The sequence below is a fragment of the Nonomuraea recticatena genome, assembly GCF_039533245.1.
GTDB classification, from domain to species: domain Bacteria; phylum Actinomycetota; class Actinomycetes; order Streptosporangiales; family Streptosporangiaceae; genus Nonomuraea; species Nonomuraea roseola.
Window position 1 is genome coordinate 227,334 of sequence record NZ_BAAATE010000004.1, and the last position, 14,559, is coordinate 241,892.

Annotated in this window: 16 protein-coding genes; 4 read left to right on the forward strand and 12 right to left on the reverse strand. The window is 69.5% G+C overall.

The window, feature by feature from the left end; all coding sequences use genetic code 11:
• The first annotated feature begins 238 nt into the window (after positions 1-238).
• From ABFX50_RS09970 to ABFX50_RS09980, 3 genes are read left to right on the forward strand one after another with little or no spacing between them, the layout of a single operon-like run.
• Positions 239-913, forward strand: a complete 675-nt coding sequence (locus ABFX50_RS09970; RefSeq protein ID WP_346145235.1) for a response regulator — start codon at positions 239-241, stop codon at positions 911-913.
• Positions 910-2,331: an ATP-binding protein gene (locus ABFX50_RS09975; protein ID WP_346145237.1), complete on the forward strand. Its 1,422-nt coding sequence runs from the start codon at positions 910-912 to the stop codon at positions 2,329-2,331. Before ABFX50_RS09970 ends, ABFX50_RS09975 begins: the two co-directional genes overlap by 4 nt.
• Positions 2,328-2,861, forward strand: coding sequence for a hypothetical protein (locus ABFX50_RS09980; protein ID WP_346145239.1), 534 nt, complete (start codon positions 2,328-2,330; stop codon positions 2,859-2,861). Before ABFX50_RS09975 ends, ABFX50_RS09980 begins: the two co-directional genes overlap by 4 nt.
• Positions 2,862-2,867: 6 nt before the next feature.
• On the opposite strand, the gene phoH2 is transcribed toward ABFX50_RS09980, so the two are convergent.
• The 4 genes from phoH2 to ABFX50_RS10000 all read right to left on the reverse strand — a co-directional run bounded on the left by phoH2 (position 2,868) and on the right by ABFX50_RS10000 (position 6,653).
• Positions 2,868-4,181: an RNA 5'-3' helicase PhoH2 gene (phoH2, locus tag ABFX50_RS09985; RefSeq protein WP_183655325.1), complete on the reverse strand. Its 1,314-nt coding sequence runs from the start codon at positions 4,179-4,181 to the stop codon at positions 2,868-2,870.
• A gap of 234 nt (positions 4,182-4,415) precedes the next feature.
• Positions 4,416-5,183 carry an isoprenyl transferase gene (locus ABFX50_RS09990; RefSeq protein WP_183655321.1) on the reverse strand — a complete coding sequence of 256 codons (768 nt, stop codon included), beginning with the start codon at positions 5,181-5,183 and terminating at the stop codon, positions 4,416-4,418.
• A gap of 60 nt (positions 5,184-5,243) precedes the next feature.
• On the reverse strand, positions 5,244-5,801 hold the full coding sequence (locus ABFX50_RS09995) for a hypothetical protein (protein ID WP_346145241.1): 558 nt from the start codon (positions 5,799-5,801) through the stop codon (positions 5,244-5,246).
• Positions 5,802-5,819: 18 nt separating this feature from the next.
• Positions 5,820-6,653 (reverse strand): amidohydrolase family protein, encoded by an 834-nt coding sequence (locus ABFX50_RS10000; protein WP_346145243.1) that lies wholly within the window; start codon positions 6,651-6,653, stop codon positions 5,820-5,822.
• Positions 6,654-6,787: 134 nt separating this feature from the next.
• Between ABFX50_RS10000 and ABFX50_RS10005 the strand changes: the two genes are divergently transcribed.
• Positions 6,788-7,099 carry a hypothetical protein gene (locus ABFX50_RS10005; RefSeq protein ID WP_346145245.1) on the forward strand — a complete coding sequence of 104 codons (312 nt, stop codon included), beginning with the start codon at positions 6,788-6,790 and terminating at the stop codon, positions 7,097-7,099.
• Here ABFX50_RS10005 and ABFX50_RS10010 read toward each other — a convergent pair.
• The 8 genes from ABFX50_RS10010 to ABFX50_RS10045 form a co-directional block, all read right to left on the reverse strand.
• Positions 7,091-7,573 (reverse strand): SCO6045 C-terminal-like domain-containing protein, encoded by a 483-nt coding sequence (locus tag ABFX50_RS10010; RefSeq protein ID WP_346145247.1) that lies wholly within the window; start codon positions 7,571-7,573, stop codon positions 7,091-7,093. The genes ABFX50_RS10005 and ABFX50_RS10010 overlap by 9 nt on opposite strands.
• Positions 7,570-8,403: an MbnB/TglH/ChrH family RiPP precursor modification enzyme gene (locus tag ABFX50_RS10015; RefSeq protein WP_346145249.1), complete on the reverse strand. Its 834-nt coding sequence runs from the start codon at positions 8,401-8,403 to the stop codon at positions 7,570-7,572. The genes ABFX50_RS10010 and ABFX50_RS10015 overlap by 4 nt, the downstream gene beginning before the upstream one ends.
• Positions 8,404-8,406: 3 nt before the next feature.
• Positions 8,407-9,384: a TIGR04222 domain-containing membrane protein gene (locus ABFX50_RS10020; RefSeq protein ID WP_346145251.1), complete on the reverse strand. Its 978-nt coding sequence runs from the start codon at positions 9,382-9,384 to the stop codon at positions 8,407-8,409.
• Positions 9,385-9,558: 174 nt separating this feature from the next.
• Positions 9,559-11,349 (reverse strand): phosphoenolpyruvate carboxykinase (GTP), encoded by a 1,791-nt coding sequence (locus tag ABFX50_RS10025; RefSeq protein ID WP_346145253.1) that lies wholly within the window; start codon positions 11,347-11,349, stop codon positions 9,559-9,561.
• Between the two features lie 190 nt (positions 11,350-11,539).
• Positions 11,540-12,103, reverse strand: a complete 564-nt coding sequence (locus tag ABFX50_RS10030; protein WP_346145255.1) for a hypothetical protein — start codon at positions 12,101-12,103, stop codon at positions 11,540-11,542.
• A 62-nt stretch (positions 12,104-12,165) separates the two neighbouring features.
• Positions 12,166-13,428: a C40 family peptidase gene (locus tag ABFX50_RS10035; RefSeq protein WP_346145257.1), complete on the reverse strand. Its 1,263-nt coding sequence runs from the start codon at positions 13,426-13,428 to the stop codon at positions 12,166-12,168.
• 11 nt (positions 13,429-13,439) lie between these two features.
• Positions 13,440-13,940 (reverse strand): transcription elongation factor GreA, encoded by a 501-nt coding sequence (gene greA, locus ABFX50_RS10040; protein ID WP_183655289.1) that lies wholly within the window; start codon positions 13,938-13,940, stop codon positions 13,440-13,442.
• 100 nt (positions 13,941-14,040) lie between these two features.
• Positions 14,041-14,457 carry a DUF4307 domain-containing protein gene (locus ABFX50_RS10045; RefSeq protein WP_346128997.1) on the reverse strand — a complete coding sequence of 139 codons (417 nt, stop codon included), beginning with the start codon at positions 14,455-14,457 and terminating at the stop codon, positions 14,041-14,043.
• Positions 14,458-14,559 lie beyond the last annotated feature (102 nt).

Here is a 14,559-nt window from a genome sequence, read left to right on the forward strand (position 1 = left end):
TGTCCCGGGGGGTGGTTGGCAACCGAAACGTGGCATTAAGTTGGCGTTCCCTTGACCAACCAGGCGTTTTCAAATCTTGTGATTTTCGTCACACGTGATGAGGGTCCGCCCCTCGTGCCCCCGCCCCGAAGGGTGGACCTCCCCCAGGCTGTCTAAGGTTTTTTGTGGTCTTGTGCACGAGATGTCACAGTTTCATGACACGGAACGGATTTTCCCAGGTTGGAAGAATAATGTGCCCGTGGCAGGAATCCTCCTGGTCGAAGACGACCCCTCCGTGCGGACGGCGCTCGAGCTGGCACTGACCCGCCAGGGGCACTCCGTCACCTCCTACGCGACCGGGGAGGAGGCTCTCGATCACGTGAGGTCGCGCCGGCCCGAGATCGCCATCCTCGACGTCATGCTGCCGGGCATCGACGGGGTCGAGGTGTGCAGGCGCATCCGCAGGCTCGACCAGCTCCCCGTCATCCTGCTCACCGCCAGGGGCGACGACCTCGACGTGGTCGTCGGGCTCGAGGCGGGCGCCGACGACTACGTCGTCAAGCCGGTCGAGCCCAGGGTGCTCGACGCGCGCATCAGGGCGATCCTGCGCAGGGCCGAGTCGGCCACCTCCGACCGCATCTCCTTCGGCGACCTGGTCATCGACAGGGGCGCGCTCAAGGTGAGTCTGGCGGGCAAGGAGATCCACCTCACCCCCACCGAGCTGCGGCTGCTGCTGGAGCTGGTCCGCCACCCCGGGCAGGTGCTCAACCGGCGCTACCTGCTGCGCGTGGTCTGGGACCACACCCACGTGGCCGACTCCCGCCTCGTCGACGCCTGCGTGCAGCGGGTGCGGGCCAAGATCGAACCCCGGCCGGCCGAACCGGCGTTCATCCACACCGTGCGCGGCTTCGGCTACCGGTTCAGCCCACCGTGATCGCTTTCCTCACCGGCCTGCGCGGCCGGCTGGTCATCACCTTCACCGTCGTCGCCGTGGCGGCCTCCGCGCTGGTCGCGGGCATCGGCTTCGAGCTGGCCAAGGGCGCGCTGATCGAGAGGACGACGAAGACCGCGGTCGACGACCTCACCAAGGACCTCGAGCGCATCGACTTCGCCGTCGGCGAGCTGCGCCCAGGCGAGGTGCCGCCGAGCAGCGAGGAGCTCACCAACCTCGCCAACGCGCTCGCGGGGCCCGACCGGCACACCCTGCTGGAGTACCAGGACCAGTACTACCGCGACGACGAGGGCCTCTTCGGCGGCGGCGACGTCACGGGTGAGCTGCGGGGACAGGCCCGCAGCAAGCTGGTGAGCCAGCGCAGGATGATCGACGGCGCGCTGTGGCTCGTCCTCGGCACGCAGGTCTACCGCGCGGGCACCGACGACGTCGCCCGCCCGACCGGGCTGCTGGTCTTCGAGTTCGTCTCGCTCAGCGAGGAGGAGCGCACGCTGGCCAACCTCAGGGAGGCCTTCGCCCAGGCGGGCGGCATCACGCTGCTGATCGCCCTGACGGTCGCCCTGGTGTCGGCCAGGCACGTGCTGCTCCCTGTGGGCAGGCTCAGCGCCGCGGCGCAGGCGCTCGGAAGAGGCAGGCTCGACACGCGCCTGCCCGTGCGCGGCAAGGACGAGCTGGCCGAGCTGACCGCCCACTTCAACGACGCCGCTGCCGCCCTGGAGCTCAGCGTGTCGGAGCTGCGCGCGCTGGAGGCGATGTCGCGCAGGTTCGTCGCCGACGTCTCGCACGAGCTGCGCACCCCGCTGACCGCGATGACCGCCGTGGCCGACATGCTGGCCGAGGAGGCCGAGCGGCTGCCCGAGCAGCCCGCCAAGGCCGTACGGCTGGTGCTGTCGGAGGTGGGCAGGCTCAGGGAGCTGGTGGAACACCTGATCGAGGTGAGCAGGTTCGACGCCGGCACCGCGACGCTGGCGCTGGAGTCCGTCGACGTGGCCGACGCCATCTGCGACAGCCTCGAGGTGCGCGGCTGGAGCGACGACGTCAGGGTCCAGGCGCCCGCGGGCGTGGTCGCCAACCTCGATCCGCGCAGGTTCGACGTCATCGTGGCCAACCTGGTCGGCAACGCGCTCAAGCACGGCGGCCAGCCGGTCCTGATCACCGCCCGGAGCACGCCCAACGGACTGGAGGTGAAGGTGCGAGACCACGGCGAGGGCATCCCGCCCGAGGCGCTGCCGCACGTCTTCGACCGCTTCTTCAAGGTGGGCACGGGGCGGGTCAGGAGCCAGGGCAGCGGGCTCGGGCTCTCGATCGCGCGGGCCAACGCCCAGTTGCACGGCGGCACGATCTCGGTCCGCCGCCAGCAGCCGGGCACCCTGTTCACGGTCTGGCTGCCGCACGCATGAGACGGGCGCTCCCTCTCCTGACCTGCCTGACGTTGCTCACCGGCTGCGGCATCAGCCCGACAGCCGTCTCCTCGCTCGGCTCGCCGCCCGTGATCAGCACCGAGCCCATCTTCTCCCAGGTCTACCTGATCAAGAAGGGACGGTTGGTGCAGCAGCGCGTCAGGGTCCCGGGCAAGACCGCCGAAGACCTCATGCGCACGCTCATGGACCTGGCCAACCACCCTGTGGAGTCGGGCCAGGACACCGACCTGTACGGCATGCGCTACCAGGACGCCGAGGCCGAGCCCGTCGGCAGGCAGCAGCGACTGGACCCCTCCGAGACCAGGAGCCTCGTCCTCTACGTCACCCTGCAGGGCGAGCGGGAGCTCAGCCGCGTGGCGCTGGCCCAGATCGTCTGCACCGCGCGGCTGCGCACCGACATCTCCAAGGTGCAGGTCAACATCGCCAGGACCGTCGCACCCTCGACGACGAGCGGCAGGCGCACCTGCAAGGAGTTCCACGATCTGGCTCCCGCAGGCGCGCCCTCCTAGCGGCCGCTACATCGTGATGTCCTCCAGCATCTCGGTCACCAGGGCGGCGATCGGCGAGCGCTCGGACCTGGTCAGCGTGACGTGGGCGAACAGCGGGTGCCCCTTGAGCTTCTCCACCACCGCGACCACGCCGTCGTGCCTGCCGACCCTGAGGTTGTCGCGCTGGGCGATGTCGTGGGTGAGCACGACCCTGGAGTTGGCCCCGATGCGGCTCAGCACCGTCAGCAGCACCCCGCGCTCCAGCGACTGCGCCTCGTCCACGATCACGAAGGCGTCGTGCAGCGAGCGGCCGCGGATGTGGGTGAGCGGCAGGACCTCCAGCATGCCCCTGTCGAGGACCTCCTCGATCACCTCGGGCGTGGTGACCGCGCCCAGGGTGTCGTAGACGGCCTGCGCCCACGGGCCCATCTTCTCGCCCTCACTGCCGGGCAGGTAGCCGAGCTCCTGGCCGCCGACCGCGTAGAGCGGGCGGAAGACCACCACCTTGCGGTGCTGGCGGCGCTCCAGGACGGCCTCCAGGCCCGCGCAGAGCGCCAGCGCGGACTTGCCGGTGCCCGCCCTGCCGCCGAGGGAGACGATGCCCACCTCGGGGTCCATGAGGAGGTCGAGGGCGATGCGCTGTTCGGCGGAGCGGCCGTGCAGGCCGAACGCCTCCCTGTCGCCTCTGACCAGCCGTACGGACTTGTCCGGCAGCACCCTGCCGAGCGCCGAGCCTCTGCTCGACAGCAGCCGTAGGCCGGTGTGGGTGGGCAGCTCTCGCGCCTCCTCCAGGTCGGCGGTCCCCTTGTCGAAGAGCGTCTCGACGTCCTCGGTGGTGACCTGGATCTCCGCCATGCCGGTCCAGCCGGACTCCACGACCAGTTCGGCGCGGTACTCCTCCGCCGACAGGCCGATCGAGGCCGCCTTGACCCGCATGGGCAGATCCTTGGATACCAGCACCACGTCCTTGCCCTCGGCGGCGAGTGTGCGCGCCACGGTGAGGATGCGGGTGTCGTTGTCGCCCAGCCTGAACCCGACGGGCAGGATCGAGGGGTCGCTGTGGTTCAGCTCGACCCTGATCGTGCCCTCGCCCGTGGGCATCGGCTCGTCGAGCCTGCCGTACTTGACGCGCAGGTCGTCGAGGTAGCGCAGCGCCTTGCGTGCGAAGTAGCCGAGCTCGGGATGGTGCCGCTTGGCCTCCAACTCCGTGATCACGACGATAGGAAGGACGATCTCATGCTCGGCGAAGCGGGTCATCGCCGCCGGGTCGGCGAGCAGGACCGAGGTGTCCAGCACGTAGGTGCGCTTGGTGTTGGGCTTGTTGCTCGAGGACACTGCCACACGTTCTCCCCCGGGCGCCCGGTGGGGCGGGCGCCCTGCAGACGAGGCGGGAATTCGGACCGGACCCGCACCCGCGAAGGGCGCCGGGGTCCGGCCCCCCTCGGCAGATCTATGCGCAAAGGCGGGCCCTCTCCGGAGCGGCCGGCCCGTGGCCGGCCACTTCCAACGTTAGGTCCTGAATACCCGCCCCCGAAGAGGCCAAGCGTGTGTTCACGCGCTGTTCGTGAACTCGTCTCAGGAACCGTAACGCCGGTGTCTCGCGGCGTAGTCGCGCAGCGCCCGCAGGAAGTCGACTCTGCGGAAGTCAGGCCAGTAGGCCTCGCAGAAGTAGAACTCGGAGTGGGCGCTCTGCCAGAGCATGAATCCTGACAGCCGTTGCTCACCGGAGGTCCTGATGAGCAGGTCGGGATCGGGCTGGCCGCGAGTGTAGAGATGCTCCGCGATGTGCTCCACATCGAGAACCTCGACCAGGTCCTCGATGCTCGCCCCCTTGCTGGCGTGCTCCTGAAGGAGTGAGCGCACCGCATCGGCAATCTCACGTCTTCCTCCATACCCAACCGCAACGTTCACAATCAGCCCTGGACGGTGTGATGTGACTTCTTTTGCGTTTTTCAGGACATTCGCCGTCCTGTCCGGGAGAAGGTCGAGCGCGCCGACCGGGCTGATGCGCCAGCCCTCGGCCACGAGTTCCTGCGTGACGTCCTCGATGATCTTCAGAAGCTGCTCGAGCTCCTCCTTCGGCCTGTTGAGGTTGTCGCTGGAGAGCATCCAGACGGTGACGACCTCCACGCCCGCCTCGCGGCACCACGTGAGCAGCTCGGAAATCTTGTCGGCGCCTTTGCGGTGCCCCTTGCTGACGTCGCGCATGCCCATCGCGCGCGCCCAACGGCGGTTGCCGTCGATGATGACCCCGACGTGCCGGGGGAAGTTGTCGCTGTCGGCTGACAGCTTGGCCTCCAAGCGGCGCTCGTAGAGCCGGTAGACCAGATCGCGCAGGCCCACGGAGTCCCTCCCCAGCGGTGCTGTGCCTTTGTGGTCGTCTCACGACCTAACAGGCAATTATCACCGCCTTTGGAGGCTGCCCGCCCCCTCAATCGGATTACGGCCGAGCTCCACGGGCTTCAACGCCCCTTCCGCCTCCTCTACCAGGCACTCCACGAAGGCGGCCAACTCTCCAGAGGTGAGAACCGCGCGCATCCCGATGCCGGAGGGCCCCCATGCCTCCATGTACGCCCGTCTGGTCACCCGCCACTCGCCCCTGCCGTCCTGGCCGGGCACCCAGACAGGGATGGTCCTCAGCTGGCAGCGGAGCTCGCCCCCTCCGACGACATCGGACCTGTTGCGGTAGCGGAAGGCGAACAGCTCGCCGTCGGGCTCGTTCGCGGGGAACCTGTCGTCGGGGTCCGGCCACAGCCGGGCCTGCCCCCGTCCCGACCTGGCCGCCCCGACCCCGCGCGCCAGGCGCGCCAGGAACCACCCGCACCGCTCACCCACGACGCCGTACGGCGTGCCGTCGCGATGGAGCGCCAGGGTGACCTCGTACGGCAGGCCGGCACTGTCCGTGCAGGCGATGGGCGTGACGGTCAGATACGAGCCGTCGACGCAACGTAGTCCCCCCATGCACTGAGCGTTTCCGCCCTAAATCTCGCTAAACCCGTAGAAACGGGCAGCATTGCCACCCAGCACCTTGCCGCGATCCGTGGCGCCGAGAAGTGCGCTGTAAACCGTGAAAACAGTCTGGTAGTCGGCCGCCAGCAGCAGCACCGGCCAGTCGCTGCCGAACATCAGCCGGTCGGGGCCGAACACCTCCACCGCGTGCTCGACGTAGGGACGCAGGTCCTCGACCGTCCAGTGCTCATGGTCGGCCTCGGTGACCAGTCCCGACACCTTGGCGTGGACGTTGGGCAGCTCGGCCGCGGCCCGCAGCCCCGCGGCCCACGGCTCCAGCTCGCCTGCGGCGATCCTTGGCTTGGACAGGTGGTCGACGACCACCTGGAGCGAGGGATGGCGCTCGGCGATGGTCACCACGTGCTCCAGATGCCGGGGCAGGAGCGACACCACGTCGAACGGCACGCCCGCCTCCGCGAGCAGTCCCAGCCCTTCCAGCACAGCGTCCCTGACCAGCCAGTCGGGATCAGGCTCGGTGTGGATGAGGTGGCGCACCCCCACAAACTTCGGATGTCTCCGGTAGCGGTCGAGGGCGCGCGCGGCCTCGTCAGGACGGTCGAGCGGCACCCAGCCGACGACACCGGCGATGAAGTCGTGGGCCTCGGCGTGGGCCAGCATCGCGTCGGTCTCCCAGAAGGAGTCGTCCGCCTGGACCACCACGGTCCTGTCGACGCCCGCGGCGGCCAGTTCGGGAGCCAGGTCCTCGGGGCCGAACGTCCTGTAGAGCGCCGGAAGGTCGGGCGTGGGCCAGGAGTAGTCGCCGGTCTCGAGGTTCCAGAAATGCTGGTGCGCGTCGACAATCACGCCGCAAACCTAGGATCTCTCCCCGGCACGGGGCAAGCCGTCCCGGCGGCCGCGCCCGCGTGACGCACGGCGGAAAGACATCCCGTTCCTGCGCGAATCCCCCTACAGTGATCGCCTCGAATGTGTGATCACGTGTGGACACCCGCAGCGAGGAGGACGTCATGGGGCTGCAGCCGCCGCCCGAGCTCGCCACGCTGGCCAACATCGTCTTCTCGTGGCCGCTGGTCGACGAGGTCGTGCTGCACCAGGCCGGGTCCCGGTGGATCTCCTTCGCGGTGACCGCGGCGCGCGTCTCCGCGACCGCCACCACGCACGCCGCCAGGACCGTCACCCGCAACGACGGCGAGGGGGTCAGGGCGTTCGACGGGGACTGGCAGGACACTGCCCGTTCTCATGCATGGTCACCTTTATCTCACCTCGCCCCGGCGCACCCCACCTCAGAGTGAGCGCAGCCGGCGAGGGAGCAGCCGCCGCCAGGCGCGGGAGGAGGGCTCGGTGGAGGACAGCGGGGACGGCTCGGCCAGGCGGCCCCTGGCCCGCAGCCAGGCGGCGAAGTCGTCGGCGTCGGCCCGGTAGCCGGGTGGAGGGGCCGAGCGGGCCGCGGCGTAGGCGGCGAACTCGGTGGCCAGATCCTTACCCGCCGCGGCCGCCGCGTCGGGGCGGAGTCTGGCCACGATCGCGCGCCGCTTGGCGAGCAGGCTGCGGGCCTGGGCGGCCAGCCGTACCGGGTCGAAGCCAGGGGGCGGCTCGGCGCCGTTCACCAGCGCGGCGACGACCCGCGCCTGCGCCTGCTCGAGCCGCTCCCTGATCTGCCCGTCGCCGCCCTGGCCCCCTCCCGCCTGGCTCTCCCCGGCCTGGCTTCCTCGCGCCTGGCTTCCTGGCGCCTGGCTTCCTGGCGCCTGGCTTCCTGGAGGGCTCATGGGCGGCCGGCGGTGGTCATGGCGGCGCGGATCCTGCCGAGCTCTCCCGCCAGGGCCGCGTCGCTCGGGTAGGCGTCGTCCCACTCCAGCAGGACGCCTGGGGGTTCGACGCGGGCGCACAGCTCCGACAGCAGCTCGAGAACCGCCTCAGGCACGCTCTCCTGATGGGTGTCGTGCCAGATGCCGTCGTGCAGGTGACCGCCCGCGACGTGCGCGTAGGCCAGCGAGGCGAGCGGGAGCGCGTCCAGCGCCCCGACCGCCGACAGGCCGAGGTTCACCTGGTTGGTGTAGAGGTTGGCGACGTCCACGAGCAGCTGGACTCCGGTCCTGTCGACGAGCTCGGCGAGGAACTGGGCCTCGGTCAGCTCGTCCTCGGGCCAGCCGAAGATCGCCGCCACGTTCTCCAGCGCCAGGGGGACGGGAAGGGCGTCCTGGGCGCGCCTGATGTTGTCCGCGACCACCTCGAGCATCTCTCTGGTGCGCGGCACGGGCAGCAGGTGGCCCGCCTCCATCCCGCCCGCCCTGACGAACGCCAGGTGCTCGCTGACCAGCGGCGAGTCCAGCTCCTGCGCGCAGGAGGCCAGATGCGCCAGGCGTGCGGGGTCGGGAGGGGCCGCGTCGCCGAGACCGAGGCCGACGCCGTGCGGGATCACCGGCACGCCCCTGCCGCGCAGCACCCGCAGCGACTCGGGCAGCCGTCCTGGCCTGATGTTCTCGGCGACGACCTCGACGAAGTCGACGTCGGGAAGGCGTTCGACGGTCAGGTCGATCTCGGGACGCCAGCCGAGGCCCACCCCCAGCTTCCCGCTCTCAGGCGAAGGCCGCCGCATCGGTCACCCGCCGCCGCAGCCGCCGCCGCACCCACCGCCGCCGCCGCAGCCGGAACCGCCTCCTCCGCCGCCCGACGAGCAGGAGGAGGACGAGCCGAAGTCGGCGCCGCCGTAGCTGCTGTCCGACCCCGAGCCGCCGCCGCAGGCACCTCCCGCGCAGCCGCCTGAGGAGGTCGCGTGGGTCTCGTCCTCGTCGCTCTGCAGTTCCTGCTGCATGGTGGGGTCGCCGAGCTCACCCAGACCGTACAGGGCGACGGGGACGGCCATCGCGAAGGCCATCTGGGGCGCGTACGGCATCGCCGTGCCCCGCACGTGCGCCTGCTGAGCCCTGAGCAGCTCGGCCTGGCCCGCCGTGCTGAGGACGTTGGCGAGGGCGCGGCGGTGCCTGCGGGCCGCCGACAGCCCGCTGATCGAGAGGAGGGTGGAGACGATCACCGTGCCGACTCCCAGCGGCCACGCGGGCATCACGCCCGTGAGCATCAGGACCAACGCGACCGGCACGAGGGCGCCCGACAGGTAGGCCAGCGCCGAGAGCCGGTTCAGGCGCGACCTGACCGGCACCAGCGAACCGTCGGGCACGAGCAGGCCGACGCGCGTGAGGTGATGGCGCAGGTCCTCCATCACCGGCCCGTTCCCGACGTCGTGGCGGACCACACCGGCCGAGACTCCGCCCGGCCTGGCCCTGACCACGTCGAGCACGGCCCGCTCGACCGGGTCGGAGGAGGAGGCCGACGCGACGTGGTGGAGCGTGCCGCCGCGCGAGACCCGCAGCGCGCCCGCCTTGGCCATGAGCGCGATGGCGGTGTTCACCACCCGCCTGGGGCCTCCCGCGAGGTAGGCCAGCTCGTAGTGGCCGAGTTCGCCGGGGGACGCGTTGGCCGCGACCGAGCGGACCCTGCTGTGCTCACGCTTGAGGGCCGAGGCGGCGCCGCTGACGGCGGCGATCAGGACCAACGAGACCACGAAGAGGAGGAGATCCATGTACTGCCTCCCTGAGGGGAAGGAGGACGATGCCCCGTGTACCAAGTAGACGCTCGGCGCCAGGGTGAAAGTTTCCCCCACAGGGGACCTTCTCAGAAGTCCGCCTTCTCGGGAAGTCCGCCTTCTCAGGAAGACCGGCCATGCCGGAGACGCGCGCCCGGCATGGCCGTCAGATCACAGCCGGTCGAGCAGCGCGTTGTACTCGCTCCACAGCTCCTTGGGCAGGTGGTCGCCGAACTTCTCGAAGTGGGCGGGGATCAGCGCCGCCTCCTCACGCCAGACCTCGCGGTCGACGGTGAGCAGCGTGCGCAGGTCCTCCTCCGGCAGGTCGAGGCCGTCGGTGTCGAGCGTCTTCGGCAGCAGCCCGATCGGCGTGGACACGGCCTCGGCGTCGCCGTTCAGGCGCTCGACGATCCACTTGAGCACGCGACTGTTCTCGCCGAAGCCCGGCCAGATGAAGCGGCCCGCGTCGTCCTTGCGGAACCAGTTGACGTAGTAGATGCGTGGCGGCTTGGCGCCTTCGCGCCTGCCCATCGCCAGCCAGTGGCCGAAGTAGTCGCCCATGTTGTAGCCGCAGAAGGGCAGCATCGCGAACGGGTCGTAGCGCAGCTCGCCGACCTTGCCCTCGGCGGCGGCGGTCTTCTCGGAGGCGACGTTGGCTCCGAGGAAGACGCCGTGCTGCCAGCTCAGCGACTCCGTGACCAGCGGAACCGCGGTGGCGCGGCGCCCGCCGAACAGGATGGCCGAGATGGGCACGCCCTTGGGGTCCTGCCATTCCGGCGCGATGGTCGGCGCCTGGGAGGCAGGGGTGGTGAAGCGGGCGTTCGGGTGCGCGGCGGGCTCGTCGGAGCCTGGCGTCCACGAACGGCCCTTCCAGTCTGTGAGGTGCGCGGGCGGCTCGTCGGTGAGGCCCTCCCACCACACGTCGCCGTCGTCGGTGAGGGCGACGTTGGTGAAGATGCTGTTGCCCCAGAGCGTCTTGACCGCGTTGGCGTTGGTGGTCTCGCCGGTGCCCGGCGCGACGCCGAAGAAGCCGGCCTCCGGGTTGATGGCGTAGAGCCTGCCGTCCGCGCCGTATCGCATCCAGGCGATGTCGTCGCCGATCGTCTCGACCTTCCAGCCGGGAATGGTCGGCTGCAGCATGGCGAGGTTGGTCTTGCCGCAGGCGCTCGGGAAGGCGGCGGCGACGTAGCGCGTCTCGCCCTCGGGCGGCGTCAGCTTCAGGATGAGCATGTGCTCGGCCAGCCAGCCCTCGTCGCGCGCCATCACGCTGGCGATGCGCAGCGCGTAGCACTTCTTGCCCAGCAGCGCGTTGCCGCCGTAGCCCGAGCCGTACGACCAGATCTCACGGGTCTCGGGGAAGTGGCTGATGTACTTGGTGGAGCTGCACGGCCACGGCACGTCCTGCTGGCCCTCGGCCAGCGGCGCGCCGACGGAGTGGACCGCCTTGACGAAGTCACCGCGCTGCTCGATGAGGCGCAGCGCCTCCTCGCCCATGCGCGTCATGATCCGCATGGACACGGCGACGTACGGCGAGTCGGTGATCTCGACGCCGAGCTGGGAGATCTCCCCGCCCAGCGGACCCATGCAGAACGGCACGACGTACATCGTGCGTCCGCGCATGCAGCCCTTGAACAGCTCGCCGAAGGTCTGGCGCATCTCGGCGGGCGCGATCCAGTTGTTCGTCGGGCCCGCGTCCTCCTCGCGCTCGGAGCAGATGAACGTGCGGTCCTCGACCCTCGCGACGTCGCTCGGGTCGGACTTGGCGTAGAAGCTGTTGGGCCGCTTCGCCAGGCGGGTGAAGGTGCCCTGGTCGACGAGCAGGTTCGTCAGGCGCGTCCATTCGGCCTCTGAGCCGTCGCACCACTCGATCCGCGCGGGTTGCGTCAGGGCGGCGATCTCGTTCACCCAGTCGACCAATTTCTGGTTGGTCGTCGGGGTGGGTACTTCCACGGAAAGGGACACGGCGGTGGCTCCTCCACTCTTTTCTGGGCCACGTCATCATTAACGACTAATGCCGACAAAGGCGAATTGGAGTAGACCTTTGCGCAGGCTGTGGCCTTGATGGAGGGGGTCCCTACCCACCGAGAAGCGATTTAAAGAATGTAATTGGTCCAGACCAGAATGAAAGGTCTACACCAATTCGGCGATTGGTTCAGTCCATTCCGCTGGGACCCGCTGCCCGCACCCTGTCGACGTGCTGCAAAGCGTCGCGCAGCTCGGCCAGCCAGGTGTCGGTGTGCTTGCCGACCAGCCGTACGCACCAGGCGAGAGCGTCACTGCGGCTGCGGGCCACTCCCGCGGCCACCAGGGTGTCGAGGACCTGGCGCTCGGGCTGCCGCAGGCGGGTCATGACGGGGACCGACAGTGTGGTGAACATCACCGTCTCGCCGCCGCACGTGACGCCCCACGAGACCTTCCTGCGGAACTTCCGCTCGGCCTCCGAGGCGATCTCGATGCGCTGCTCCCTGGTCTCCTCACGGAAGCGCCCGATCAGGCCTTCGATCATGGCGGCGCGCTCGACGTCCGACTCGGCGCGTTCATGGTCACGATCCTCGCCTTCCCCGGAGCTCCTGCGTCCGGCCGGCTCGGGGAGCGCCCCGACGACCGCGATCTCCTCGCGGTCGAGGACGACAGTGAGGGGGCCCTCGAACCAGCCCTCGGGCAGGCGCCCTGTGAACCATCCGCGAAGTTGGGTGACTGCTTCGTCAGTATCCATGTAATGAGAATTACACATCAACGAGACAAGAGCCAGTCCCGATCGTCCTGCTGGGAATCCGGCTAGCGGACGCGCGCGGCCACGGCCGGGCTGACCCGCACGATGCCGGCCAGATTGCGCGTGCTGAGCGGGGAGATCTTCACCACGTCGCCCGTGCGGGGGGCCTGGAGCACCTTGCCGTTGCCCCAGTAGATCGCCACGTGGGAGATGTAGCCGGGGTTGGTGGGATCGCTCCGCCAGAAGACCAGGTCGCCCGGCTGCACCTGCGACAGCGGCACCTGCGGCCCCGTCACCCACTGCTGGTGGGTGACGCGCGGCATGCGCACCCCCGCCTGGGCGAAGGCCCACTGCACCAGCCCCGAGCAGTCGAAGGTGTCGGGCCCCTCGGCGCCCCACACGTACGGCCTGCCCAGCTTGCCGGCCGCGGCGTGGAGCGCCGTGGTCAGCTGGGGGGCCGTCATGAACGAGCCCGAGCTCCACTGCGCGACCTTCTTCGGCGCGGCCAGCACCGGATTGATCGCCGCGACCTGCGAGCCCTTGGGCAGCACCCGCAGCAGCGCCCTGCGCAGGGCGGCGGTGTCGACCTTGGGGGCGCTCACCACGATCGCGTTGTTCTGCGGGAAGCCGAGCGAGCGGGCCTTGTCCCTGGAGAGCACCGCGTCGACCGCGCCCATGCCCATGGTCGCGTAGGCGCCGATCCTGAGCTGCCCGCCGGGCCCTGGAACGCTACGGCCGAGCGTGAGCCCACCGTCGTTGCCGAGCACGAACGAGACCGCGACGTCGCCGCCGGCCACGTTGGCCCACAGGCCGTCGGACGAGGCGGTCACCTTGGGAGTGTAGGACCTGAAGCTGGAGGGATCGACGCCGAGCGTCTGCACGCGCTTGCCGTCGATGGTGACCGAGGCGGCGTCGGCGAGCTCGACCGCCCTGATGCCCTTGATCTTGACGACCTTCTCCATCGTGGCCCGCCGCAGCGGCTTGCGCGTCACCACGAACACGCTCGGCTCGTGGAGCTTGTCGAGCGGCCGCACGGGCGGTGCGACCTCGCTCCTTGCCGCGAGGTTCTCCTGCGGCGCGAGCTTCCTGGCCGTCACGGTGCCCGTGTCGGCGCCCGGGTCGTCGGGCGAGGAGGAGAACTCCCCGAGTAGCGCCAGGTCCGCGGCGATCACCAGGGCCAGCGTCACGGAGATGTAGGGGACGAGCCTGCTGCGCAGCGCCCTCCTGCGCCCGCGCTTGCGGCCGCCGTTCACGAGGAAGGAGAGGTCCTGCCTGATGCCGCCGGGCGCATGCGGAAAATCCGCCGGGCCAGGGGCCCGGCGGATCATCTCTTCGGGAGTCAGTTGCCGATGTACGGCACGGCCTCGAGGATCTCGACCGTGTTCTGACGGCCGTTGGGCATGGCGTAGGTCGCCTTCTCCCCGATCTTCTTGCCGTTGATGGCGGCGCCGAGAGGGGACTTGGGCGAGTAGACGTCGATCGGCGCGCCGGTCTCCTCACGGGAGGCCAGCAGGAAGGTGACCTCGTCGTCGTCACCCTCGAAGCGGATCGTGACGGTCATGCCGGGGCCGACCACGCCCTCGGTCTTGGGGGCTTCGCCGACCTTGGCGCTGTCAAGGAGCTGACGGAGGTGGAAGATGCGGGCTTCCATCTTGCCCTGCTCATCCTTGGCCGCGTGGTAGCCGCCGTTCTCCTTCAGGTCGCCCTCCTCGCGAGCGGCCTCGATCTTCTTGGCGATGTCAACGCGACCCGGGCCGGAGAGGTAGTCGTACTCCTCCTTGAGGCGGTCATACGCCTCCTGAGTCAGCCAGGTGACGTTCTCATCGCGAGAGTCGGCCACGGGTTCTCCTTGCTTCCTTAGGGGGCCCTGAGTTCACTTGGGTTGGCGAATTGCGAAAGACTAACAACCTTACCGCTTGAGCGCTTCCCCAAATGTCTCACTATACGAGATAGCAGGCCTGGATGTGGACTGACGAGGCCTGGGCACTGGTGTCCAGGCGCTCCTTCAGTCGGATATACCCCTCACCAGCGGGAATCTTTACTTCCTTGCTGCCGACTTCTACATGGTTGGCGTCGGTGGCCCGCAGCCTGCACACCACGCCCTTGCCGGCGGGCCTGGAGATCTCGAAGGTGATCCCGGCGGAGTCGGGTCTGCTCGCGTCGAAGGCGACGACCTGCTGCGGAACCGTGGCCTGCCCTGTGGCGGTCCACATCACGTAGCCCCAGCCGCCCGCCACGATCGCCACCAGGATCGCGATCACGACGTGGACGACGAACCTGCCCTGCCGTTCGGGACGGTCGCTGAAGTCGTCCGGTGTGCCGAGAACGGGCCCGTTCTCGACATCTCTGGTGGCCATGACGGAATCTCCCTGCACTCCCCGGTGTTGTCCGAGACAATTGTCGCCTGTCGGGGGTTCGCCCCCGCGACCGCCCAAGAGAAGTAAACCTCTTGTGGCGAG